The 24,402-nt window shown below is 76.0% G+C and carries 18 protein-coding genes; 11 read left to right on the forward strand and 7 right to left on the reverse strand.

Annotated elements, in window-relative coordinates:
- Nucleotides 1-90: 90 nt before the first annotated feature.
- Entirely contained in the window at nucleotides 91-981 is an 891-nt protein-coding gene (locus KOV94_RS04250) for a sigma-70 family RNA polymerase sigma factor (RefSeq protein WP_124343049.1), read from the reverse strand.
- Nucleotides 982-1,365: 384 nt separating this feature from the next.
- Here KOV94_RS04250 and flgN point away from each other — a divergent pair, with 384 nt between their 5' ends.
- The 5 genes from flgN to KOV94_RS04275 all read left to right on the forward strand — a co-directional run bounded on the left by flgN (nucleotide 1,366) and on the right by KOV94_RS04275 (nucleotide 5,936).
- Entirely contained in the window at nucleotides 1,366-1,845 is a 480-nt protein-coding gene (gene flgN, locus KOV94_RS04255; protein WP_124343050.1) for a flagellar export chaperone FlgN, read from the forward strand.
- A 16-nt stretch (nucleotides 1,846-1,861) separates the two neighbouring features.
- On the forward strand, nucleotides 1,862-3,289 hold the full coding sequence (gene flgK / locus KOV94_RS04260) for a flagellar hook-associated protein FlgK (RefSeq protein ID WP_124343051.1): 1,428 nt from the start codon (nucleotides 1,862-1,864) through the stop codon (nucleotides 3,287-3,289).
- Nucleotides 3,290-3,293: 4 nt separating this feature from the next.
- The gene (gene flgL / locus KOV94_RS04265) at nucleotides 3,294-4,175 is read left to right on the forward strand and encodes a flagellar hook-associated protein FlgL (RefSeq protein WP_124343052.1); all 882 of its coding nucleotides are present in this window, start codon (nucleotides 3,294-3,296) and stop codon (nucleotides 4,173-4,175) included.
- The gene (locus tag KOV94_RS04270) at nucleotides 4,172-4,600 is read left to right on the forward strand and encodes a flagellar assembly protein FliW (protein ID WP_124343053.1); all 429 of its coding nucleotides are present in this window, start codon (nucleotides 4,172-4,174) and stop codon (nucleotides 4,598-4,600) included. Before flgL ends, KOV94_RS04270 begins: the two co-directional genes overlap by 4 nt.
- Before the next feature lie 121 nt (nucleotides 4,601-4,721).
- Nucleotides 4,722-5,936, forward strand: a complete 1,215-nt coding sequence (locus tag KOV94_RS04275) for an EAL and HDOD domain-containing protein (RefSeq protein WP_124343054.1) — start codon at nucleotides 4,722-4,724, stop codon at nucleotides 5,934-5,936.
- Nucleotides 5,937-5,950: 14 nt separating this feature from the next.
- Here KOV94_RS04275 and KOV94_RS04280 read toward each other — a convergent pair whose 3' ends face one another.
- The 4 genes from KOV94_RS04280 to KOV94_RS04295 form a co-directional block, all read right to left on the reverse strand.
- On the reverse strand, nucleotides 5,951-9,127 hold the full coding sequence (locus KOV94_RS04280; protein WP_225916101.1) for a sacsin N-terminal ATP-binding-like domain-containing protein: 3,177 nt from the start codon (nucleotides 9,125-9,127) through the stop codon (nucleotides 5,951-5,953).
- Nucleotides 9,127-10,179 carry a DUF3027 domain-containing protein gene (locus KOV94_RS04285; protein ID WP_218051310.1) on the reverse strand — a complete coding sequence of 351 codons (1,053 nt, stop codon included), beginning with the start codon at nucleotides 10,177-10,179 and terminating at the stop codon, nucleotides 9,127-9,129. Before KOV94_RS04285 ends, KOV94_RS04280 begins: the two co-directional genes overlap by 1 nt.
- Before the next feature lie 2 nt (nucleotides 10,180-10,181).
- Nucleotides 10,182-10,562, reverse strand: a complete 381-nt coding sequence (locus KOV94_RS04290; RefSeq protein ID WP_218051311.1) for a cold-shock protein — start codon at nucleotides 10,560-10,562, stop codon at nucleotides 10,182-10,184.
- Between the two features lie 130 nt (nucleotides 10,563-10,692).
- Nucleotides 10,693-11,937, reverse strand: coding sequence for a M20 metallopeptidase family protein (locus KOV94_RS04295; RefSeq protein ID WP_308160359.1), 1,245 nt, complete (start codon nucleotides 11,935-11,937; stop codon nucleotides 10,693-10,695).
- Between the two features lie 217 nt (nucleotides 11,938-12,154).
- Between KOV94_RS04295 and KOV94_RS04300 the strand changes: the two genes are divergently transcribed.
- Both KOV94_RS04300 and KOV94_RS04305 read left to right on the forward strand, forming a co-directional pair.
- A complete protein-coding gene (locus KOV94_RS04300) occupies nucleotides 12,155-14,881 on the forward strand; it encodes a helicase-associated domain-containing protein (protein WP_218051312.1) in 2,727 nt (908 codons plus the stop codon).
- Nucleotides 14,878-16,524 carry a DNA repair helicase XPB gene (locus tag KOV94_RS04305; protein ID WP_124344570.1) on the forward strand — a complete coding sequence of 549 codons (1,647 nt, stop codon included), beginning with the start codon at nucleotides 14,878-14,880 and terminating at the stop codon, nucleotides 16,522-16,524. The genes KOV94_RS04300 and KOV94_RS04305 overlap by 4 nt, the downstream gene beginning before the upstream one ends.
- Before the next feature lie 443 nt (nucleotides 16,525-16,967).
- Here KOV94_RS04305 and KOV94_RS04310 read toward each other — a convergent pair whose 3' ends face one another.
- The gene (locus KOV94_RS04310) at nucleotides 16,968-17,384 is read right to left on the reverse strand and encodes a hypothetical protein (RefSeq protein WP_124344569.1); all 417 of its coding nucleotides are present in this window, start codon (nucleotides 17,382-17,384) and stop codon (nucleotides 16,968-16,970) included.
- A 251-nt stretch (nucleotides 17,385-17,635) separates the two neighbouring features.
- Between KOV94_RS04310 and KOV94_RS04315 the strand changes: the two genes are divergently transcribed.
- Complete coding sequence (locus KOV94_RS04315; RefSeq protein ID WP_218051313.1) at nucleotides 17,636-19,669, forward strand: TPM domain-containing protein; 2,034 nt, start codon at nucleotides 17,636-17,638, stop codon at nucleotides 19,667-19,669.
- Nucleotides 19,670-19,786: 117 nt separating this feature from the next.
- A complete protein-coding gene (locus KOV94_RS04320) occupies nucleotides 19,787-20,563 on the forward strand; it encodes a PspA/IM30 family protein (protein ID WP_124343974.1) in 777 nt (258 codons plus the stop codon).
- A gap of 144 nt (nucleotides 20,564-20,707) precedes the next feature.
- On the opposite strand, the gene KOV94_RS04325 is transcribed toward KOV94_RS04320, so the two are convergent.
- Entirely contained in the window at nucleotides 20,708-21,457 is a 750-nt protein-coding gene (locus tag KOV94_RS04325) for a type 1 glutamine amidotransferase (protein WP_124343975.1), read from the reverse strand.
- A 191-nt stretch (nucleotides 21,458-21,648) separates the two neighbouring features.
- On the opposite strand from KOV94_RS04325, the gene KOV94_RS04330 reads away from it, so the two are divergent.
- Together KOV94_RS04330 and KOV94_RS04335 are read left to right on the forward strand one after the other, a co-directional pair.
- Nucleotides 21,649-23,424 (forward strand): Ig-like domain-containing protein, encoded by a 1,776-nt coding sequence (locus KOV94_RS04330; protein WP_218051314.1) that lies wholly within the window; start codon nucleotides 21,649-21,651, stop codon nucleotides 23,422-23,424.
- A 199-nt stretch (nucleotides 23,425-23,623) separates the two neighbouring features.
- On the forward strand, nucleotides 23,624-24,352 hold the full coding sequence (locus KOV94_RS04335; protein WP_124341366.1) for a response regulator transcription factor: 729 nt from the start codon (nucleotides 23,624-23,626) through the stop codon (nucleotides 24,350-24,352).
- Nucleotides 24,353-24,402: the final 50 nt, after the last annotated feature.

Below are 24,402 nucleotides of genomic sequence, written 5' to 3' on the forward strand. Positions count from 1 at the left end.
CACCCTGCAGATCGGCGGGTTCCGACGGTCGGTGAGGGTTTGCGTCGAAGAACTTTCCGACGGTCCCTCGCCTGCGCCGGCCGCCGGGGATCAGGCGCCGCGCAGACGCGCCGCGACGGGCGTGCCGTCGGGTGCGGCGACGACGTCACGCTGGCTCGGCACGACCGACAGCCGGTCGGCGGTCGGGATCGACGTGACGAGCGCGGCGCGTGCGGCGACGGCGGCGAAGTAGGACTGACGGCGGCGCTCGGCGACGCCGTCGGCGCGCTCGGGGGCGGGCACGAGGTCGGGGTCGAGGCCCGCGTTCATGCCGTCGCGCAGCAGGCCGAGGGCCTCGGTGCGCAGCTGGCTGATGCGGGACTGCGTGACGCCGAGCTCCGCGGCGAGGTCGGCGACGCTGCGGTCCTGGAGGAACAGGCCCTCGATGACGGTGCGCAGGCGGTCGGGCAGCGTGACGACGGCGGCGCGCAGCCAGCGGTGGCGCTCGTCGGCGAGGACGCTCTCCTCGGGCGTGAGCTCGCGGTCGACGACGAGGTCGGCGACGGCACCCTCGGTCGCGTCCATGGACAGGACCCGGCGCTCGGCGTCGCGGGTCGCGTCGTCGACGGCGCGGAGGTCGACGCCCATGGCGTTCGCGAGCTCCTCACGCGTCGGCTTGCGCTTGAGCACGCTCGTGAGCCGCTCGGTGGTCGCGGCGAGCTCGCGGACGCGCTGCCGGGCACCGCGGGACGCCCAGTCCATCGAGCGCAGCTCGTCGACGAGCGCGCCCTTGATGCGCAGCGAGGCGTAGCGGGCGAACGGCACGCCGGTCTCCGGGTCGTACGCCTGTGCGGCGAGGACGAGCGCGAGGCTGCCGGCCGACGCGAGCTCGTCGCGCGAGACGGTCGGGGGGACGCGGTGCAGCATCTCGCTGACCGCGTACCCGACGAGGGGCAGGTGCGTCGTGACGAGCTCGTCGGTCGCCGCTGTGTTGTTGCTCACCTGCACTCGTTCGGCCCAGGTGGCAGCACCCTTGAGTCATGGGTTCCGGTTCACCCGTGACTGGACACGCGCCCAGTTGGAGGACGGTCCGGTTCGTCCTGGGGGAACACCCAGAAACGATTCATGAGAGCGTTTCCGCAGGCAATCGGTGTGACGCGCATCACACCCGAATGGCCCTGCGGGACCTTTCGGACGCTTCCAGGCGCACCGGACGGGTGAGTCCGCAACCGCTTCGACGACACGCCGGTGACCCGATGGTGTGACAGCGCTCCCACCCCCGGACCACGCGATCTCCGGCGAACTCGTCACAATCGCCCGACCCGTGCCGATGGAGGGAGCAGACGCCCGACGGACCCCGGCGGGCAGGACCTGGAGGACACCCCCATGCCCCTCAACGGGCTCTCCGACGCACTGTGGCAGCAGCGGAACCTGCTCGAGCTCCTGCTCTTCAAGCTCGAGGAGGAGCAGCTGATCCTCACGAGCGGGCGCTCGCGGTGGCTCGGGCACGCGACCCGCGAGGTCGAGACGGTGCTCGACGAGATCCGCACCGCCGAGCTCGGCCGCGCGCTCGCCGCCGAGCTCGCCGCCGTCACGCTCGGCCTGCCCGGCGACGCGAGCCTCGCCGAGATCGCCGCCGCCGCACCGGCACCCTGGGACGACCTGCTGCGCGCGCACCGGGACGCCTTCGCGACGCTCGCCGCCGAGATCGCCCAGCTGTCCGACGGCAACCGCGAGCTCCTCGCGCTGTCGCACCGCGCGACCCAGGAGACGCTCGCGACGCTGCAGGACGTCCACACGTACACGGGCGCGGGCACGACCGCGGCGGCCGCACCCGCCGCGCGCCTCGTCGACCGCACCTTCTGAGGAGACCCCCACCCGCATGAGCACCTTCTCCGGCCTCGGCACCGCGCTGAGCTCCCTGATCGCGCAGCGGCAGGCCCTCGACGTCGCGGGGCAGAACGTCGCCAACGCGAACACCGTCGGCTACACGCGCCAGCGCGCGTCGCTGTCGGCACTCCCCTCCGCCAACGTCCCGTCGATGTTCTCCGTCAACAACGGCGCCGGCGAGGGCGTGCGCGTCACCGGCGTCGAACGCCTCGGTGACGTGTTCCTCGACCTGCGCCTGCGCACCCAGACCGCGGGCGCGTCGTACCTGTCGGCGCGGGCCGAGGCGTACGGCGTGCTCGAGAAGAGCCTCGGCGAGCCCGGCGAGACCGGCCTCGCGAGCCAGCTCTCGACGATGTGGGGCGCCTGGTCCGACCTGTCGAACACGCCCGACAAGAACGCCGCGCGCGCCGTCGTCCTCCAGGACTCCAAGGCCGTCGCCGACCGCATCGCGAGCCTCTACACCTCCGTCCAGACGCAGTGGACGCAGGCCCGCACCACCACCGCCGGGCTCGTCGAGCAGGTCAACACGACCGCCGCGGGCGTCGCCGACCTCAACGCCCGGATCCTCGAGATCACCAACGCGGGCGGCACCGCCAACGAGCTCATGGACCGCCGCGACCAGCTCGTCACGCAGCTCTCGTCGCTCGTCGGCGCGAGCGCCACGACCCGCGAGAACGGCCAGGTCGACGTCCTCGTCGGCGGCAACGCGCTCGTGTCCGGCAAGCGCGTGCACGAGCTCGCCGTCACCGGCGCCGCGTCCTTCGCGCAGGCCACCGCCGGTCAGGCCGTCACCGTCGTCTGGGCCGAGCGCCCGACGCAGAGCGCGGGCCTCGACGGCGGCCGCGTCGCCGGGCTGCTGTCCGTGCTCGCCCCGCCCGACGCGACCGGCACGGGCGGCATGCTCACCGAGGCCGCCGCCCGCTACGACGCGCTCGCGACCACGCTCGCCGACCAGGTCAACACGCTGCACGGCGGCGCGGTCACCGCCGACGGCCGCACCACGGGCGACTTCTGGACGTTCCAGGCCGGCCGGCCCGCCGCGCTCGGCCTCACCGTCGCGCTCACGTCCGCCGCGGACGTCGCCGTCGCCGACCCCACCAAGGGCCCCCTCGACGGCACCGTCGGGGACGCGATCGCCGCGCTCAAGACCAGCCAGACCGGCCCCGACGCCCACTGGTCCTCGACCGTCGTCGACCTCGGCGTCCGCGCCTCGAGCGCGAGCTCGCGCGCCAAGGTCGCCGAGTCCGCCCGCGCGACCGCCGAGCAGCAGCAGCTCGCGGCGACCAGCGTGGACACCGACGAGGAGACCGTGAACATGCTCGCCTTCCAGCGGGCCTACGAGGGCGCCGCGCGCGTCCTCACCGCCGTCGACCAGATGCTCGACGTGCTCATCAACAAGACCGGCCTCGTCGGAAGGTGACGCGATGATCCCCCGGGTGACGCACCTGACCGTGCAGCGCCAGACGTTGTCCAACCTGCAGGGCAACCTCACGTCCATGGCGGACCTGCAGGCGAAGCTCTCGAGCGGCAAGAAGATCACCGTGCCGTCCGACGACCCCGCCGGCGCCTCCGACGTGCTGCGCCTGCGCGGCGAGCAGCGCGCGCTCACGCAGTACGCGCGCAACGCGACCGACGGCGACTCGTGGCTCACGACGGTCGACGCGGCGCTGCAGTCGTCCATGACCGCCATGCGGCGCGCCCGCGACCTCACCATCCAGGGCGGCAACGGCGGGCTCGGCCCGACGTCGCGCGAGGCCCTGGCCGCGGAGATCGAGGGCGTCCGGGACTCGCTCATGGACCAGGCCAACGCGTCCTACGCGGGACGCACCGTCTTCGCGGGCACCTCGGACGCCGGCCGCGCGTTCCAGGCCGACTACAGCTGGACCGGCACCGCGGGCGCGTCCGTCGACCGCCGCGTCGGTGACGCCACCACGGTCCGCGTCGACGCCGACGGGTCCGCGGTCTTCGGCGAGGGCGCGACGTCCGTGTTCGCGCTGCTCGACCAGGTCGCCGCGACACTGCGCGGCGGCGGCGACTCCACGACCCACCTGAACGCCATCGACGACCGGATGGACGCGATGCTCACCGAGCTGTCGTCCGTCGGTGCCCGGCAGAACCAGGTCGGCTCCGCGCAGACCTCGATCGTGAGCAACCAGCTCACCACCAAGACGCAGCTGTCCGGGATCGAGGACATCGACCTCGCACAGACGATCCTCGACATCCAGATGCAGGAGGTGGCCTACAAGGGGGCGCTCGGCGCCGCCGGAAAGGTCCTCCAGCCGAGCCTCATGGACTTCCTCCGATGAACATCGCCCCCGCCACCGTCCCGGTCGCCGTCGGCGGCCACGTCCTCGACGTGCCCGGCGAGCTGCGGCTCGTCACGGCCCTGCCGGGCCTGCCCGGACGCACCTCGTACGTGCTCGACGCGCTCGACGACACCGGCGTGCTGTTCGCGCTGCGGTCCGTCGACGCCGACGAGCACGAGGTCCGCCTCTTCGTCGTCAGCCCGACGCTCTACTTCCCCGACTACCACCCGCGGATCCGCCCGGGCGTCCTCGGCGACGACACCGACCCCGCCGACGTCGTCGTGCTCGTCGTCGTGCACCCCGGCGCCGCCGGCGAGCCGCCCACCGCCAACCTCCTCGCGCCCGTGCTCGTCGACCGGGCCCGCGGCCTCGCCGTGCAGTCCGTGCTCGACGAGGACTGGCCGCTGCGCGCCCCCGTCGGCTGACGCCGGGCCACCTCGAGCACGCCCGGACGGGCGTGCTCGGACCCGTCTCCTCAGTTCCGCGCGGCTCCTGCCGATAGGTGGACCAGCAGCACTTCGCACCTCGGAGGAGAGGGACGACCGCATGTACCAGCTGGACCAGCCGCCCGCCCACGTCGGATCGGCCGTCGTCCACCGCCAGCCGATCGTGCACCCCGACAGGTCCGTGTTCGGGTACGCGGTCCGTGCGTCCGTCATGGCCCCCGACGGCTCCGTCGAGCCCGAGCACCGGGTCGAGCACCTCGTCGAGGCGCAGTACCGGATCCTCGACCCGGACCTCCTGTCCGGCGACAAGCTGCTGATCCTGCGCGCCACCACCCGCGTGATGATGGGCGGCCACGACCTGCCGCCCGCCGGCGGCGGGGTCGTCGTCGAGATCCCCGGGCACATGACGTCCGGCGAGGACGCGGCCGAGCAGGTCATCGCGCTCAAGCACATGGGCTACGGCCTCGCGCTCGGCGACTACACGGGCATGCCCGCGCACGACGAGTTCCTCTCGATCGTCGACTACGTGAAGATCGACGTCGCCGCGCAGGCCGACCGCCTCGACCAGCTCGTCGCGCACGTCCACAAGTGCGGCGCGCACGTCATCGCCGAGCGCGCCGACTCCCGCGACCGCATCCACGCCGCGCTCTCCGCCGGCGCGGACCTGCTGCAGGGCCCGATGTTCGAGCGGCACCGCTCCGACGCCGGACGCCAGCTCTCCGCGGGCGAGGTGCAGTGCTTCGAGCTCGTCCGGCTGCTGTCCGCCGAGTACCCCGACCAGGACGCCGTCGTGCACGTCGTCGAGTCGGACCCCGAGCTCACGATGCGCGTCCTGCACCTCGTGAACTCCTCCGCGAGCGGCGTGCGCCGGCGGATCGACTCCGTGCGTCAGGCCGTCGTGCTCGTCGGCCCGCGCCAGCTCAACGCGCTCGCCATGGCGTCGCTCGTCGACGCGCGCACCGCCGCCGTCGGCCCGCTGTGGTCCGTCCTCACGCGTGCGCTCACGTGCTCGCGGCTCGCCGGGACCGACGCCGGGTACGTCGTCGGGATGCTCTCCGCGGTCGCGTCGCACCTCAAGCTGTCGATCGACTCGATCATCGAGCGGTCGGGCGTCTCCGAGGCCATCGCCGACGCGCTGCGCGACCAGACGGGCCCGCTCGGTCCGGTGCTCGCCGCGGTGCTCGCGCACGAGGAGAACGACACGGCCGCCGTCGTCGCCGCCGGGTACGAGCCCATCGAGGTCGCGCACGTGCACCTCGCGGCGATCCCCGAGGCCCTCGCGACCGCGACCGCCCTGGCGACCGCCGCGGCCTGACCCGCGGGCGGAGATCAGCCCTCGGGCCCCCAGGCGGCGTCGAGCGCGACCTCAGCCGCGCGCGTCGGGTCGACGAGCACCGTCTCGACCGCGAACCTCGCCGCCCACCGCCCGGCCGCCTGCGCGAGCCCTGCGGCGAGCCCGGACACGTGCACGGCGTGCACCACGGCGTCCCGGCCCGCGCCCTCGACCCACCAGTCGACCGGCGCGCCGTCGACCGTGAGGTCGTCGTGCTCGACCCACGTGGCCGGCGCGTCCGGGAGCAGCGCTCGCGCCTCGGCCGGGACGTCGACGACCTCGCCGCCGCTCCCGACCTCGCCCGCCGCGAGCTCGTCGACCAGCGGCAGGTCCAGCAGCTCGGCGGTGCGGGCCGACCCCGGCACGACCGCCGCCACGTCGGTGCGCTGCCACCACATCGGCCGGTCCGCGACCGCCGCGTCGTCGGCCCGCACGACCGCCACGCGCCCCACGCCGACCAGCGCCGGCACCCGCTGCGGCGGCACGTCCGGCCGGGCGGCGCGCCACACGGCCGCGGCGACGCGCAGGTCGACCGGGGACCCGACAGTCCCCGCGTCGAGCAGCGCCGTCCACGCCGGCTCGTCCACCTCCGCGAGCGTGGCCACACCCCCGAGCGCGCGCTGCACGCCCACGTCGCACGCCGCGAGCAGGTCGGGCGCGGGCGGCAGGAGCGCGGCGACGACCGCGTCCGCGCCGGCCTCCCCACCCGGGCCGCTCGCGGCGAACGGACCCGCCGGTGCGAGGTCCGCGTGCGTCCGCAGCCACCACGCCGTGTACGACGGGGCCGTCGCGCCGTCCTCCCCGCGCACCCGCTCGACGAGCGCGCGACGCAGCGCCGGCTCCCCGCCGACCCGCGCGAGCACCGCCGGCCACGCGCCGTCCGCGACCGCGTCCAGGTCCGCGACCGCCACCGCCTCGCCGACGTAGGCGCCCGGGCCCAGGCGGTCCGCGAGGTGGTCGAGGTACTCCTCCCAGCCGTCCAGCGACTGCGCGGCGAGCACCCACGGGTCGGACGTGTCGTCGCCGAGCGACGCGGCGTCCGCGACGACGTGGTCCACGCGCACGACGACGAGGTCCGCCCGGACACCCGCTGCCTCGAGCACGTCCGCACCCCACCGGTCGACGTCCCCGACCGACACGGGCGCGAGCACGCGGTCGTCGAGCAGCGCCGCCGCAGGACCGCCGGGCAGCACGAGACCGTCGGCCGGGGTCGGCTCACCGTCGGCCGCCGTGAGCGTGAGCAGCCCGAGCCACGGGCGTGCCTCCGGCGGCGGCCCGCCCGGCAGCGTCGCCGCGACGACCGCCAGCACCGCGTCGGTCACCTCCACGGCCGCGTCGAGGTCGTCGTCGTCCGCAGCCGCCAGCACCGCCGCCCTGACCGCCGGCTGCGTCAGCAGCGCCTCCGCGTCCGCGTCGAACGCCCCGAGCCGCTGCAGCAGCGGGTGCTCCGCCGCCGGGTGGACGATCCGCAGCCCCCAGCGGCCCAGCACGTCGAGCGCGTCCGCGCCGAGCCGGTCCGCGAGGTCGCCGTCCAGCATGAGCGTGCCGCGCGCGCCCCGCACGACCCGGCCGTCCGCGAGCGGGACCGGCAGCGCGCCGAGCGACTCCCGCGCGCGCGAGTCGTCCGCGAGCCCCTCGAGCGCCGCGTACAGGTCCGGCCACGACGCGTCCGCCACCGCCGGCAGGTCCTCGACGACGTCCGCGAGCGACCGGACCTCGACGCCCAGCGTCCGCGCCTGCGCCTCGCGACCCGGCGGCAGCTCGGCGAGGCCCGCCACGCGCGCGCCCAGTGCCGCGACCGCGTCCCCCCGCCCGGCCTCCCCCTGCACCGCGACCGCGTCGCGCGGCGCGACGAGACCGGCTCCGCCGTCCGGGCCGTCCACCACGGCCGACGTGCGCCGCCCCGCGTCGAGGTCGGCGCGATCCGGGCGCCGCCCCGCGTCGCGGTCGGCGTCGGGGTGATCCGCGCGCCCTCCGTCCGCGTCCGGGCGGCCGGTGGTGCCCGCACGCCGCAGCAGGGGCGTGCGCGCCAGCCGCTCGACGACGCGCGCCCGCAGGGCACCGTCGAGCGCGCCGTCCGCGAGACCCGTCGGGACCAGCGCGAGCGCGTCCCCGCCGTCCGCCGCGACCCGCTGCGCGAGCGTCGCGTACACCTGCGCCGCACGGTCCAGCAGGGCTTCCGTGAGCGGCCCGGCCGCGACACGCCGACGCGTCGGGTCGAGCGGCAGCGTCGCGACCAGCAGCGCCGGCAGCGTCGACGGCTCGTCGGTCGGCGTCGGCGCGTGCACGACGCGCACCCCCGCGTGCGCGCCCGACCGCGGCAGCGCCCACGTCACGCGCCAGTCCCGCGCGGCCCGCTCCTCGACCGGCCGGTCCGCGAGCAGCGCGAGCGGCAGCTCGCCCTCCGCCGACGCCACGAGCCAGCGGCGTCCCACGTCCGCCACGCGCCGCGGCGGCTCGTCGGACGTCAGGTCCTCGACGACGACCTCGACGAGCGCCGGCAGCGCGAGCAGCAGCGCGTCGTCGACCGCGCGCAGCAGCCCCCGCACCTCGTCGGCCGCGACCTCGTCGCGCAGCTGCAGCACGACCGCCGTGTCGTAGCCCGCGGGCGGCGGGCCGTCGGCGGGGAACGGCAGCCGCAGCGCGGGCAGCGAGCCGTCCCGGCGCCGCACCTCGTCCGCGAGCGCCGGCACCTGCGCCGCGGCGTCCGCGAGCAGCTCCGCCGTGTCGCGCAGGCTGAACCGCACGCCGCCCGTCGTCGACACGACCGAGACCTCGTCGGACACCGCGCGCACCGCGGCGAAGCCCACCCCGAACCGTCCGACGACCCGACGCTCGGGCGCCGTGCCCCCGTCCGGCCGCTTCGACGACGCCCGCATCGACGCGAGCGACGCGACGCCTGCCTCGTCGAGCGGCGCACCCGTGTTCGCGGCGACCAGCACGAGCGTGCCGTCGTCCGCGCGCGCCAGGCGGAGCAGCAGCCGCCCCTCGACGCCCGCCCGGGTGGCCGCGTCGGCGGCGTTCTGCGCGAGCTCGACCACGACGCGGTCGCGGTAGTAGCCGCGGGCGTGGTCCTCCTCGGTGTTCGCGTCCTCCCGCAGGCGTGCCGGGGACGCGCGCCACGCCCCCAGCACGGCGGCGCGCAGGGCCGCGGTGCCGAGGGCGTCGAGCATCACTGCTCCGGGTCGGTCCCGGTCTCGGCCGCCGGCACGTCGGCGGGGGCGTCGTCCTGGGCGACGGGCTCCTCGAGGAGGGCCTCCTCCACGAGCTCGGCCGCCACCGCGGGCTCGACGACGACGGACTCGTCCGCAGCAGCCGCGTCGGCGACGACCTCGTCCGCGCCTGCCTCGTCGGCGGGGGCATCGCCGGCGGCAGGCACGACGACGACGGTCTCGTCCGCTCCCGCCTCCACGACGACGGCCTCACCCGCTGCGGCCTCGACCACCACGACCTCGTCCGCGGCAGGGACCGGCGCGGCGTGCGGCACGACCTCGACGCGCATCTCGTCGATCAGCGGGTCGGGCGCGGGCCAGTCGCTCGGCGGCGCCTCGGCCTCCGTCTCGGAGTGCGCACCGCACCCGTGGTCGAGGCTCACGACCTTGCCGTCGTCGGGCGACCACTCGTTGGCGCAGACGCCGAACACGGTGCCGAGCGACCCCTGCAGGGTCACGAGGACCCCGCACGACGCGCAGGCCGCGGACGCCGCGAGCGCGCCGGCGGTCGTCGGTCCGTGCGAGCCGCGGTACCAGCGCTCGGCGGCCTCGTCGCGCCCCTGCGGGGACAGCACGCGGGCCCGCGCGAGGGCGAGCTCGTCGATCGCGACGGAGTCGAGCTCGTCGTCGCCGGTGGGCGTCCAGCCGGGCTCGAGGCGCGGGTCGTCGGCCCGGAACGGCAGCACGTCGCCCGGGCCGATGTCGCCGGGGCGCAGCCGCTCGGACCAGGGCACCCACGTGGCGGCGAGGATCGCGTCGTCGCCGGGCAGCAGCTCGGCCTCGCAGACCGTGGGCGTGCGGCCGCGCGGCACGCGCGCGACGGTGACGGTCCACTCCCACCCGCGGTAGCCGCGGGCCAGGCACGCGAAGCGGTGCGAGACGAGCCGCTCGCCCTCGACGACGTGGCCGAGGTGCTCGCCGACGTCCGCCGGGTCCTCGGCGATGCCGATCGCGACCTCGCGGGCCAGGTCGACGGCGTTGCCGAGGACGGCGTCCTTCGTGGCGACGGCCATCCTCAGGCCTCGAGGTCGTCGGCGACGCGGCGCAGCAGCGTGGCGTACTGCGTGGCGCGGGCCTTCTCGGGGTAGCGGCCGCGGCGCAGGTCGTTGCCGACGCGGTCGAGCACCTTGATGAGGTCCTCGATGATGACGGCCATGTCGTCCGCCGGCTTGCGCGCGGCCTTCGCGACGGACGGCAGCGGGTCGTGGATCTTCACGGACAGCGCCTGCGGCCCGCGACGGCCGTCGGCGACGCCGAAGTCGACCTTGGTGCCGGGCTTGGGCGTGACGCCCGCGGGGAGCGCGGACGCGTGCAGGAACACCTCGCCGCCGTCGTCGTCGGCGATGAACCCGAACCCGCGCTCGGTGTCGAACCACTTGACCTTGCCGGTGGGCACGGCAACCCCTTGTCCTTCTGCGTGACGACGTCCCCTCGACGTCCTGACCCTCCAGGTTACCGGCCCGTGCCGCCGCGGTGCGCGTACCGGTCCCGTCGACCACCCGCCCGCCCGTGACGTCGGGCGTGGGTCAGCCCTGCGCGAGCCGGTCGAGCGCGAGCGCCGCGAGCACGGCGGGGCCCGTGACGAGCGCGTCGTCGGCGAACCGCGCGTGCGCGGAGTGGTTGTACGCGGCGGTGCGCGGGTCCTCGCCGACGGGCGTCGCGCCGACCGCGACGAACACGCCCGGCACCTGCTCGAGCACGTAGGAGAAGTCCTCGGCGCCCGGGAGCGGCTGCGCCGCCTCGTGCCACGCGTCCGCGCCGAGCAGCGCGGGGACGACGCGCGCGGCCCGCTGCACCTCGTCGGGCGTGTTGACCGTGACCGGGTAGCCACGCTCGTAGTCGACCGTGGCGGTCAGCCCGTGCGCCGCGGCGACGCCCTCGCACACGCGCGTCAGGCGCTCCGGGACGACCGCGTGCGCGGCCTCCGAGAAGGTGCGGACGGTGGCCTCGAGCCTGGCGGTCGGGGCGATGACGTTGTCCGTCGTGCCGCCGAGGATGTGGCCGACCGTGACGACGACCGGGTCGAACACGTCGAACTGCCGCGTGACCATCGCCTGCAGCGCGAGGACGATCTCGGCCGCGACCGGGACGGGGTCGGCCGCGAGGTGCGGCATCGAGCCGTGCCCGCCGCGTCCGTGGACCGTGACGTGCACCGTGTCGGCGGCGGCGAGGATCGTGCCCGGCCGCGACATCACGACCCCTGTCGGCAGCAGCGAGGACATGACGTGCAGCGCGTACGCGGCGACGACCCGGTCCCCGGCCGCGTCGAGCACGCCCTCCTCGATCATGAGGCGCGCGCCGTGGTCGCCCTCCTCGCCCGGCTGGAACATCAGCACGACCGAGCCCGCGAGCCGGTCGCGGCGGGCCGCGAGCAGCCGGGCCGCGCCGACCAGGCCCGCGGTGTGCAGGTCGTGCCCGCACGCGTGCATGACGCCCGGGTTCTCGGACGCGGACGGCTCACCCGACTCCTCCGCGACGGGCAGCGCGTCCATGTCGCCGCGCAGCAGGACCGCGGGCCCGGGGTGCGCGCCGCGCAGCACCCCGACGACCGACGTCAGGCCGCTCCCCGTCGTGACCTCCAGCCCGAGTCCGTCGAGCGCGTCGAGCACGAGCCGCTGCGTCGCCGGCAGCGCCAGGCCGATCTCGGGCGAGCGGTGCAGGGCGTGCCGGAGCGCGACGACGACGTCGCGCTGCGCGCGGGCGTCGGCGAGCAGCGAGGCGAGCACGTCGTCGGCGACCTGGCCGGTGGTCGGGTCGAGGGTTCCGGTCACGGCTGACCTCCGGACTGGGTGGGTGGACGTCTCGCACGCTAGCCGCAGGCCCGGCGTCGTGCCCGCGCCCCGGTCCGTGCGCGGGGCGTCCGTGCTGCGTCGCACGGCCCACCGCGCGGTCGTGCGAGCCCCCGGCGCCCCTCCCCCGCTCCGCCGTGCGGTGGAGCGCGACCTCGGCCACCCCCTGCCGTGAGGGCGGGAAAGTATCGTGGGACGGATGGCCACGTTCACCGGGTACCTGCGCGCGTGCGGGGACGACGACCTCGTCACGCTGCTGCGGCTGCGCCCAGACCTGGCGTCGCCTTCTCCCTCCACGCTGTCGTCGCTGGCCGCACGCGCGACCAGCCGTGCGAGCCTCGAGCGCGCGCTCGCCGCCGTCGACGCGGGCGTCCTGCAGGTCGTCGAGGCCGTCGTCGCGCTCGGTGCCGAACGTCCCGTGACGGCCGCCGCCGTGCGCGCCGCGGTCGCGGGAGACGACCCCGCGGGCGGGCGGCTCGTCGACGCCGCGCTCGCCGACGCGCAGGCCCGCGCACTGGTCCACCCCGACGTCCCGGATCCGGGCGCGCGCCCGGCCCGTGCCCGGTCGGCCGCTCGTGCCGACGTGCCCCTGCACGCGGCACCCGGGCTCGCGGAGCTCCTCGGCCCGTACCCCGCGGGCCTCGCCTCCGTCGAGCACCACCGTGGTGAGCAGCCCGCGGACGGTCGCGGCACCGGCCCCGACGACCCGGCCGAGGTGCGCGCGCTGCTCCAGGAGGCGCCCGCCGGCGCGCGGCAGGTCGTCGACGCGCTCCTGTGGGGTCCGCCGGTGGGCCTCGCCCCGACCAACGCGACCGCGACCGCGGGCGCTGTGCAGTGGCTCCTGCGGCGCGGGCTCCTCGTGCACGGCGACAGCCGTCACGTCGTCCTCCCGCGGCGTGTCGCGCTCGCGCTGCGCGGCGGCCGGACGCACCGCGCACCCGCGCTCGCGCCCACCGTGCCGACGGACGCCCCGCACCGCTCGGACGCGCTGGTCGCCGCCGAGTCGGCGGCGGCGGGCGAGCACGTCGTCCGGCTCGTCGGGCGCCTCGCGCACCTGTGGGAGCAGGCACCCGCACCCGTGCTGCGGTCCGGTGGGCTGGGCGTGCGCGAGCTCCGGCGCGTCGCCACGACGCTCGAGGTCGACGAGGTCGAGGCCGCGTTCGTCGTCGAGCTCGCGGGTGCTGCGGGGCTCGTCGCGGACGACGGCGAGGAGTCGCCGACGTTCGTGCCCACGCTCGACCTCGACGACTGGGCCGCGCTCGAGGTGCCCGCGCGGTGGGCCGTGCTCGCACGCACGTGGCTGTCCACGCCGCGGACCCCGTGGCTCGTCGGCACCCGGGACGAGCGCGGCGCCGTGCGCGCGGCCCTCGACCCCGAGCTGCACCGCACGTGGGCGCCGCGGCTGCGGCGCTCGGTGCTCGGTGTCCTGGCCGACGCGCACGGCGTGGCCCTCACCGCGCACCAGGTGCTCGACGTCCTGCGCTGGCGCGCACCCCGGTCGGTGCCCCCCGAGCAGGCGGTGACCGCGGTGCTCGCCGAGGCCGGGCGCCTCGGCGTCCTCGGTGCGGGGGCGCTGTCGCCGGCGGGTCGAGCCCTGCTGGGCTCCGCGCCCGACGACCCGGCACCCGCCGACGTGTTCGCCGCCGCGCTGCCGCCGGCGGTCGACGAGGTGCTGCTCCAGGGTGACCTCACGGGCATCGTCCCGGGCCGCCCGAGCGCCGCGCTCCAGGCGCTGCTCGACGCGACGTCGCACGTCGAGTCGCGCGGCGGCGCGCTCACCGTGCGGTTCACGCCGACGACCGTGCGCGCGGCCCTCGATGCGGGCGCGACGGCCGACCAGGTGCTCGCGGACCTCGCGGCGCACGCGCGCGGCGTCGTCCCCCAGCCGCTGGAGTACCTGGTCCGCGACGCCGCCCGACGGCACGGCCGGCTGCGCGCCGGGACCGCGTCGAGCTACGTGCGCGCCGACGACCCGACGCTCCTGGCCGGGCTGGTCGACGACCCGCGCCTCGCCGACCTCGGCCTGGTCGCGCTCGCCCCGACCGTCCTGGCCGCGCAGGCGAGCACGCGTGAGCTCGTCGAGACGCTCCGCGAGCGCGGGCTCGCACCCGTGACCGAGGGACCCGACGGCGAGGTGCTGCACCTCGCGCCCCTCGTGCGGCGCGTGGGACGTCGTGGTGCGGCCGCGGCCCGCCGCCGCGCGAGCGCCGCCGTCGCGCCGACCGGGCCGACGGCGTTCCGCGAGCCGCTGCCCGACGAGCGACTCGCGGCGCTCGTCCCCGAGCTGCGCCGGGCCGACGCCGAGCTCGTGACCGACCGTGTCACGCGGGCGCGGGACGTCGTGCACCCGGGCCGCGGCGCGACGCAGGCCGGTGCGTCGTCGCCCGACCGCGGCGACGGGGACCGCGGCAGCACGACGGGCGCGACGGCCGGCGTCGGCGACGCGGGGGCTCGCGCGGACGAGGCGCGGGCGTCCTACGCCGGTCGCGCGGCCGCCGTGCGCGCACGTGGCACGGTGCGCGACGACGCCGGGGACGCGCGCGGTGCGGCCCGCAGCGCCGCCACCGTCGCGGGCGCGGGTGAGGCCGTCGCGAGCGAGGTGCCGGGCGTCGTGCGCGGGACGGGCGGTGCCGCCGTCGGGGTCGAGGGAACAGCCGACCCTGCCGCGGCGTTGGTGCTGCTGCGCGAGGCGGCCGCGGAGCGCTCGACCGTCTGGGTCGAGCTCGTCGGGCCGCAGGGCGTCCCGGAGCGGCGGCTGCTGCGACCGGTGCACGTCGAGGGTGGGCGGCTGCGGGCCGTCGACCCGGCGCGCGAGGCGGAGCTGACCGTCGCGGTGCACCGCATCGCGTCCGTGCAGCGCGCCGACGACGACCCCGGCACCCCGGGCGACACCACTGCCGCCGACGAGGCGAAGGAGACCACGTGACGAACGGCCCGCTGATCGTGCAGAGCGACAAGACGCTCCTGCTCGAGGTCGACCACGACCAGGCCGACGCCTGCCGGCGGGCCATCGCCCCCTTCGCCGAGCTCGAGCGCGCCCCGGAGCACGTGCACACGTACCGGCTGACGCCGCTGGGTCTGTGGAACGCGCGCGCCGCCGGGCACGACGCCGAGCAGGTCGTCGACGTGCTCCTGGAGTACTCGCGGTACCCCGTGCCGCACGCGCTGCTCGTCGACGTCGCGGAGACCATGTCGCGGTACGGGCGGCTGCAGCTCGTCCAGCACCCCGTGCACGGCCTCGTCCTGCACGCGCTCGACGCCGCGGTGCTCGCCGAGGTGCTGCGGTCCAAGCGCACCGCCGGGCTGCTGGGGGCGCGCCTCGACGACACGGACGTCGTCGTGCACCCGTCGGAGCGCGGGCACCTCAAGCAGGTGCTGCTCAAGCTCGGCTGGCCCGCAGAGGACCTCGCGGGCTACGTCGACGGCGAGGCGCACCAGATCGACCTCGCGCAGGACGGCTGGCACCTGCGCCCCTACCAGGAGCACGCGGTCGAGTCGTTCTGGCACGGCGGGTCCGGCGTCGTCGTCCTCCCCTGCGGCGCGGGCAAGACGCTCGTCGGCGCGGGGGCGATGGCGAAGTCGTCGACGACGACGCTGATCCTCGTGACCAACACCGTGTCCGCGCGGCAGTGGCGCGACGAGCTCGTCAAGCGCACGACGCTCACCGAGGACGAGATCGGCGAGTACTCGGGCGCCCGCAAGGAGATCCGCCCGGTCACCATCGCGACCTACCAGGTGCTCACGACCAAGCGGAAGGGTGTGTACACGCACCTCGAGCTGCTCGACGCGCGCGACTGGGGCCTCGTCGTCTACGACGAGGTGCACCTGCTGCCCGCGCCGATCTTCCGCATGACGGCCGACCTGCAGGCCCGCCGCCGCCTCGGGCTCACCGCGACGCTCGTCCGCGAGGACGGCCGCGAGGACGAGGTGTTCAGCCTCATCGGCCCCAAGCGGTTCGACGCGCCCTGGAAGGACATCGAGGCGCAGGGCTACATCGCGCCCGCCGACTGCATCGAGGTCCGCCTCACGCTGCCCGACCACGAGCGCATGCTCTACGCGACCGCCGAGCCCGAGGACAAGTACCGCCTCGCCGCGACCGCCGCCGGGAAGAACCGCGTCGTCGAGCGGCTCGTCGCGCAGCACGAGGGCGACCAGGTGCTCGTCATCGGCCAGTACCTCGACCAGCTGCACGAGCTCGCCGAGCACATCGACGCCGACCTCATCACGGGTGAGACCACCGTGCGCGAGCGGCAGCGTCTGTTCGACGCGTTCCGTGCCGGGGAGATCCACAAGCTCGTCGTCAGCAAGGTCGCGAACTTCTCGATCGACCTGCCCGAGGCGTCCGTCGCGATCCAGGTGTCGGGGTCGTTCGGGTCCCGGCAGGAGGAGGCGCAGCGCCTCGGCCGGATCATGCGCCCCAAGTCCGACGGCAAGACGGCGCACTTCTACACGGTCGTCGCACGCGACACGGTCGACCAGGAGTTCGCGGCCCACCGCCAGCGCTTCCTGGCGGAGCAGGGCTACGCCTACTCGATCGTCGACGCGGAGGATCTGGACGTCGCGCAGTAGGTGGTGAGGGCGGCCGCAAGTCCGTACTCGCGACCTACGGAGCGGAGTCCGGATCCGACCACAAGCGCGGAGGATCTGGACGTCGCGCAGTAGGGGGGGAGGGCGGCCGCAAGTCCGTACTCGCGACCTACGGAGCGGAGTCCGGATCCGACCACAAGCGCGGAGGATCTGGACGTCGCGCAGTAGATCGTGAGGTCGGCCGGAGGCCGCACTCGCGATCTACGGAGCGGAGTCCAGATCCGACCACAAGCACAGAGATCTGGACGTCGCGCAGTAGAGCGTGCGGGCGGCCGGAGGCCGCACTCGCGAGCTACGGAGCGGAGTCCAGATCCGACCACAAGCACAGAGATCTGGACGTCGCGCAGGCGGTCGGAGCGCAGTCCAGGTCCGACCACGAGCACAGGGACCTGGACCCGACCTGTCGGCAGGGAACCGGCCCGACCTCAGCCCCGCGCGACGGCCCCGTCGCCCGTCGCCCACGACAGCCACCGCACCGCCTGCGACCGCATGAGCTCGCGGACGTGCTCGGCGAGGTCCCAGAGCGCGGGTCCGACGCGCGCGGCGTCGTGCACCCAGCCGGGTGCCGATCCGGTCCACCAGGCGGCGACGGCGTCCCGCTGCCAGACGAGGCGTGCGGCGACGTCGGTCCGGGCGCGCTCGACGGCGGCCGCGACGTCCCCGACGACCTGCGCGACGCCGGCGTCGAGGCGGGCGCGGTCGACGAGCGACTGCACCGGCACGTCGGGGGCGACGACCGCGCCGGTCGTGCCGCGCTCGGCGGGCCCGGCGGCGTGCGCGGGTGCGGTGAGGGCGACCAGGCCGACGAGCGTGAGGACCGCGACCGCGGCCACGTGGCTCACGCGTCTGGTCCGCGGCACCTGCCCCCACCTTCCTGTCGACGCGGGCCGGCGGGACGCGTTCGTCCCTGTGAGTCCGCTGTGTGCGACGACCCTCCCACCGCCGGTGCCCGCAGGTCAACGTGCCGCGCCGCGCTGACCTGGGGCGACGCTTCACCGGCGCCGACAGGGCGCGGCCGGTCGACGGCGGCCGCGGGAACCCGGGGGGCTGGTGTCTCGTTGCGGCGGGTACCACCCTGAGAAAGGATCGTCGCGTGCGTCCCCGGTCCCGCGCGTCGTCGCCCGTGCCCCTCGTCGGTCCTGCGTGCGCGGCCGCTGCGCTCGCCCTCGCGGCCGTGCCCGCGCTCGCCGCCGCACCGGCCGCTGCGGTGCCGCTGCGCGCCGCCGAGCCGGTGTCGATCACCGCGGACATCACGGACGAGGTGGGCGCGCTCGGCGGGTCGCAGGGCGTGGTGCAGGCCTCGCTCGACGAGCTCTCGGCCGCCACGCCGTACGACCTGTACGTGGTGTACGTCGCGGACTTCGGGGGGCAGAACCCGGTCGACTGGGCGCAGGCGACCGCCGCGCAGTCGGGGCTGGGCGAGTCCGACTTCGTGCTCGCGGTGGCGACGGAGGCGCGCCGGTACGCGCTCGTGCCGGAGTCGACGGGCGACCTGTCGAGCGGTGAGGTGCAGGCGGCCGCGACGGCCGCGGAGGACCACCTGTCGCAGGACGACTGGGCGGGTGCGGCGGTCGCGACCGCCGACTCGTTGCGGGCGTCGGCGACGGGCGCCGGCGGTACCGGCGGCGGAGGCGGGTTCGGCTTCGGCGGGGTGCTGCTGCTCGGTCTCGTCGTCATCGGCGGGTTCTTCCTGCTGTCGGCCGTCCTCCGACGCCGGCGGGACCGGCAGGCCGGACCGCCTCCGCAGCAGCAGGCCGTCGGACCGGTCGACGAGCTCGTGGCGCTCCCCACGGCGGAGCTGGACAAGCGGTCGTCGTCGGCGCTCGTGCGCATCGACGACGCGCTGCGCACGTCGGAGCAGGAGCTCGGCTTCGCGCAGGCGCAGTTCGGGCCGGACGCGACGCGCGAGTTCGAGCAGGTCCTCGCGACGTCGAAGCAGCAGGTCACCGAGGCCTTCCGCCTGCGGCAGACGCTCGACGACGACATCCCCGACACCGAGCCGCAGGTGCGCGACACGGCGACCCGCATCATCCGGACGGTCGCGCAGGTCTCCGCGGCGCTCGACGCGCAGAAGCAGGCGTTCGACGAGCTGCGCGACGTCGAGTCGCGGGCCGGCGACGCGATCGAGGCCCACGCGCGCGAAGCCGCGGCGCTGCAGGCGCGCGTCGACACGGCCCGCGCGACGCTGCAGACGCTCCAGACGCGCTACCCGGCGACGGCGCTCGCGTCGGTCGTGCACAACCCCGACCAGGCGCGCCTGCTGCTCGACGAGACCGGCGCGACGCTCGCGCAGGGCCGCACGGCCCTCGAGCAGGGCGACCGTGCGACCGCCGTCCGGTACGCGCGGGCCGCCGAGGAGGCGCTCGGTCAGGCGCGCGTGCTGCTCGACGCGGTCGACCACGCGGGCACCGACCTCGCGTCGGCGGGTCCGCGCCTCGACGCGGCGGTCGCGTCGATCACGTCGGACATCGCCGACGCGCAGCGGCTCGGCCCCGGCCGCCCCGAGGTCGCACCGCGCGTCGCGGCGGCGCAGGCCGCGATCGCCACCGCGCAGTCCGCCCGGACGGGCGCGGGCGACCCGCTCGCCGCGTTGCGCACCATCACCGAGGCGGAGGCCGCGATCGACGCGGCCCTGGCGCCGCTGCGCGAGGCCCGTGAGCGTGCCGACCGCGCGCGCAGCCTGCTCGACGAGACCCTCGGCCGGCTGCGCTCGGCGCTGCGCGCGACCAGCGACTTCGTCGCGACCCGCCGCGGTGCCGTCGGGCCCGAGGCACGGACGCGGCTCGCCGAGGCGGAGCGGTGGTACCGGCAGGCCGAGGACCAGGCCGGGACCGAGCCCGAGGCCGCGCTCGAGTCGGCTCGCAAGGCCGAGCAGCTCGTCGCGGACGCGCAGTACCTCGCGCAGGCCGACGTCGAGCAGGCGGACGCCTACCGCTACCAGTCGACGGGCCAGCGCGGCACGGGCGGCGGCGGCCTCAACGGCGTCGGCGGGATGGTGCTGGGCGGCATCCTGCTGGACTCGATCCTGCGCGGCGGCGGCGGCTGGGGTGGCGGCGGAGGAGGCGGCGGCGGGGGCGGCTTCGACGGCGGCGGGTTCGGGGACGGCGGCTTCGGCGGCGGCTTCTGACCCCACGAGCCACGACCCGGCCGAGGGCCGACGCCCGCGGGCGGACGACGGCGCAGGACGAGCACGACAGGCAGCGCAGGACCACGGCACGACCACGGAGCGAGGGAAGGCACGGCGATGACCGAGAAGCAGAGCATCTTCGGGCGGATCACCCAGCTGGCGCGCGCGAACATCAACGCGCTGATCGACCAGGCCGAGGACCCGCAGAAGATGCTGGACCAGCTGGTCCGCGACTACACCAACTCCATCGCCGAGGCGGAGCAGGCCATCGCGCAGACGATCGGCAACCTGCGGCTCGCGGAGCAGGACTACAACGAGGACGTCGCCGCGGCGCGCGAGTGGGGCGGCAAGGCCCTCGCCGCGTCGACGGCCGCCGACCAGGCGCGTGCCGCGGGCGACGCCGTCAAGGCCGACCGCTTCGACAACCTCGCCAAGGTCGCGCTCGGCAAGCAGATCCAGGCGGAGGGCGAGGTCCGCGAGGCGGAGCCGCTCATCGCGTCGCAGCGCGAGACCGTCGAGAAGCTCAAGTCCGGCCTGGCGCTCATGAAGGACAAGCTCGGCCAGCTCAAGACGCGGCGCGACACGCTCGTCGCCCGGCAGAAGTCGGCGCAGGCCCAGCAGACCGTCCAGACCGCGATCTCGTCGATCAACGTGCTCGACCCGACGAGCGAGCTCGCGCGGTTCGAGGAGAAGGTCCGCCGCGAGGAGGCCATGGCGATGGGCCAGGCCGAGCTGGCCGCGTCGTCGATCGACGCGCAGTTCGCGGAGCTCGAGGCGTCGGGCGCGCAGATCGAGGTCGAAGCGCGTCTCGCGGCCCTCAAGCAGGGCAGCGCGCCGCAGGCGCTCGGCACGACGCCGGTCACGCCGCAGCTGGAGGCCGCGCCCGAGCAGTGACGCCGCGGTCCGCTCGCGGCACCGCACGCACGACGACGGCCGGCTCCCCGGATGGGGGCCGGCCGTCGTCGTGCGGTCGTCGTCCGCGTCGTCGGGGCGGTCTTCGTCGTACGACGCCCTCGTGCGGGCCGTCGCCGGGGGGCGTCATGCGGGCGTGCGGTCTCCGGCACGCGCCACGACGAGCGCCGCGAACGTGCGGGCGATCGTCTCCCCTGCCCGCGCGACGGACGCGTCGTGCTCGGCCGTCGCGACGTCGACCGCGGCGGTGTCCACGTCGTCGTGCAGCTCGGCCCACGCGTGCAGCGTCGCGGGCGACGCCTCGGGGTGGAACTGCACGCCCCACGCCGACCCGACGCGGAACGCCTGGTAGGGGTACTGGCGCGAGTGCGCGAGCCACGTCGCGGTGCGCGGCAGGTCGACGATCGCGTCGGCGTGCATGCTCGGCATCGGGGTCGAGCGGTGGTCCTCGGGCACGTCGACGTCCACGAGCGCACCGACGAGCGCGTCGCCGACGGCCTCGGGGCGCCAGCGCACGTCGACGACGCCCGACTCGCGGCCGGGCGGGGCGGCGACGTGCACGCGGCCGCCCGTCGCGACCGCGAGCAGCTGGGCGCCGAGGCAGATCCCGAGTGTCGGGACACCGGCCTGCACGGCGTCGGCGAGCAGCGCGCGGGTGGCCGGGATGCCGGGCGCGTCGTCGGAGAGTGCGGACATCTGGCCGCCGAGGACGAGCAGGCCGTCCAGGGCGTCGGCCGCGGGCAGGGGGTCGCCGAGGTCGGCGCGCACGAGGCGCACCTCGACACCGTCGAGCCAGCCGGCGAAGCGGTCGAGCGGCACACCGGCGTCGAGCTGGACGACCGTGAGCACCGGGGCGTGGGGGGACGTGGCAGTCACGAGGCAGCACCGTACCCGCTGCGCGACCCGCCTCACCCGGGCCCTGTGGACCGTCCGGGGCGTCGGCCCACGTCAGCACGTGACGCGCGTCGCAGGTTCCACCCCTCAGGCCTGGTCGCGGTGCGCCGATGGGACGAGCGGCGTCGGGAAAGAGGCGTCGTCCTCGTCCCCCGCACCCGAGAGGTCTCTCCGTGCTGCGTCCTTCCCTCCCCCGACGGCTGCGCGCCGTCGCGACGACCGCCGCGCTCGTCCTGGCCGCCGCCGTCGGCCTGTCCGCGCCCGCGAGCGCCGTGCCCGACGGCTACCCGGTCGCCGACGTCCCCGCCACGGGCGCGGTGCAGACGACCATCCCGGTGACGGTGGTCTGCCCGTTCGTCGAGGACCAGCCGTGGACGATCGCGTCCTGGGTGACGTCGGAGGGCAGCGGCATCCTCAAGACCGCGCACGGCGTCCTCGCGGACGCGCAGATGGTCTACAGCGGCTCGGTCTGGTTCTCCTCCCCCGCGCCCGCGGGCTACGTCGACGTGAGGTGCGGGTACGAGGACGGCGACGGTCGCGAGACGTGGGTGTCGTCCGGCCGCTTCCCGATCTCGGTCGCCGCACCGGTCGTCGCGACGACCACCGCGGTCGCGGTCGCCCCGTCGGTGACACTGCCCGCCACGCTGCCGGCCGTCGCCACCGTGGCCACGAGCGGCGGTGCGGTCACCACCGGCTCCGTCCAGTTCTCCGTCGACGGCGTCGACGTGGGCGCGCCCGTCGCGGTCGACGCGCACGGCGAGGCCCGCACGGACCTCGGGGCGCCGGCACCCGGCCACCGCAGCGTCTCCGCGCGCTACCTCGGAGCGTCGGGGGGCGCGACCTCCGCGTCGGCCGGCACGCCCCTGCACGTGCTGGCCGAGGCCGGCGTCACGCTGACCCTGCCCACCACCGCGACCGACGCCGCCCCCGTCCTGCTCCGCGCCGACGTCACCGGCACGGACGGCCTGGCCGCCCCCGGCGGGACGGTCGCGTTCACGTGGGACGACGGCTCGCTCGGCTCGGCCCCGGTCGTCTCGGGCGTCGCGGAGCTCACGCTGCCGCTCCCGGCGGGCACCTTCACGGGCGTCACCGCCACCTACTCGGGCGACGGCGTCCACGGCGGTGCCACGTCGGCCGCGCAGACGCTCGTCGTCGCCGAGCACGTCGCGCCCCGTCCCGTCGTGACCGTCGACGTGCCGTCGACCGTCGTCGCCGGTCCGGTCACGGCGACCGTCACGGTCGTCGGGCCGCACAGCGAGGCCGTCACGCCCGAGGGCGACGTCCAGCTCATCGTGCTCGACGCCGACGAGCACTACCTCCTGCACGTGAACGCGACGCTCGTCGACGGGAGCGTCGAGGTCACGACTCCCGCGCTCGCCGCCGGCTCGTACACGGTCCTCGCGCACTACTCGGGCTCGAGCACCCAGGGCGTCTACGCGCAGGCCGACTCGACCTACCACGCGCTCACCGTCACGGTCCCGGTCGTCACGCCCGACCCCCAGCCGTCCGCCCCGACGCCGCCCCCCACGCCCGTCGTGCCGACGCCCGCACCGGTCCCGGCGCTCGCCGGCTCGACCTCGTCGACGACCCCGGGCGGGTCCGTCACGCTCGTGGCGCGCGGCTTCCTGCCCGGGGAGACGGTGCAGTTCCACCTGCACTCCGAGCCGGTGCTGCTCGGCACGGCCGTCGCGGACGCCTCCGGGGTCGCCACGCTGGTCACGGCGGTCCCCGCCGGCACGGCCGCAGGCCTGCACCACGTCGTCGCGACCGGTACGACGTCGCAGCGCACGGCGCAGATCGAGCTGACGGTCGCGGCCGCCGGGACGTCGTCGGGGACCCGGCTCGCGAGCACCGGCGCCGACCCGGCCGGCCTGCTCGGTCTCGTCGCCGCGCTGCTCGTCGCGGGCGCGGCGATGGTCGCCGCACCGCGGGTGCGCGCGCGACGCTGACCCCGGCCGGGAACTCCGGTACCCAGCACCACCCGGACGGCGGTGCGCGGCACGCGTCGCGCACCGCCGCCGGGCGTCGTGGTGGCCGAGCGCGGCCCGCAGCCGCTCCACGGCGGCTGCCCACGGCGGCTGCCCACGGCGCGCGTGGCACGCAGCGCGCTCCCAGGCGGCATCCAGGAACCAGGACCAGACTGGGAGGATGACCGGTGCGCCCGCCCAGCCCGAGGCCCGCCTGCTCGTCGTCGACGACGAGCCGAACATCCGCGAGCTCCTCGCGACGTCGCTGCGGTTCGCGGGCTTCGAGGTGCACGCCGCCGCCGACGGCGGTGCCGCGCTCCGGCTGGCCCGGGACGTCGAGCCCGACCTCGTCGTCCTCGACGTCATGCTCCCCGACATGGACGGCTTCACCGTGACGCGCCGGCTGCGCGAGAAGGGCCAGCACGTCCCCGTGCTGTTCCTCACCGCGCGCGACGACACCGCGGACAAGGTGCAGGGCCTCACGGTCGGCGGTGACGACTACGTCACGAAGCCGTTCAGCCTCGAGGAGGTCGTCGCGCGGATCCGCGCGATCCTGCGCCGCACGTCGCCCGGCATCGAGCTGTCGTCGAGCGTGCTGCGGTACTCCGACCTCGAGCTCGACGAGGACAGCCACGAGGTCGTGCGCGCCGGGCACCCCGTCGAGCTCTCCCCCACCGAGTTCAAGCTCCTGCGCTACCTCATGCTCAACCCCGGCCGGGTCCTGTCGAAGTCGCAGATCCTCGACCACGTCTGGCAGTACGACTGGGGCGGTGACGCGAACATCGTCGAGTCGTACATCTCCTACCTGCGGCGCAAGGTCGACCAGCTCACCGACGCCGACGGCAACCGGCTGCCGCCGCTCATCCACACCAAGCGGGGCGTCGGCTACCTGCTGCGCGAGTCGACGTGACCGTCCCGCCGTCGTCCCCGTCGTCCCCGTCGCCCGGCCCTCCGGTCACC

It is taken from the genome of Cellulomonas algicola, from assembly GCF_019024305.1.
GTDB lineage: Bacteria > Actinomycetota > Actinomycetes > Actinomycetales > Cellulomonadaceae > Cellulomonas > Cellulomonas algicola.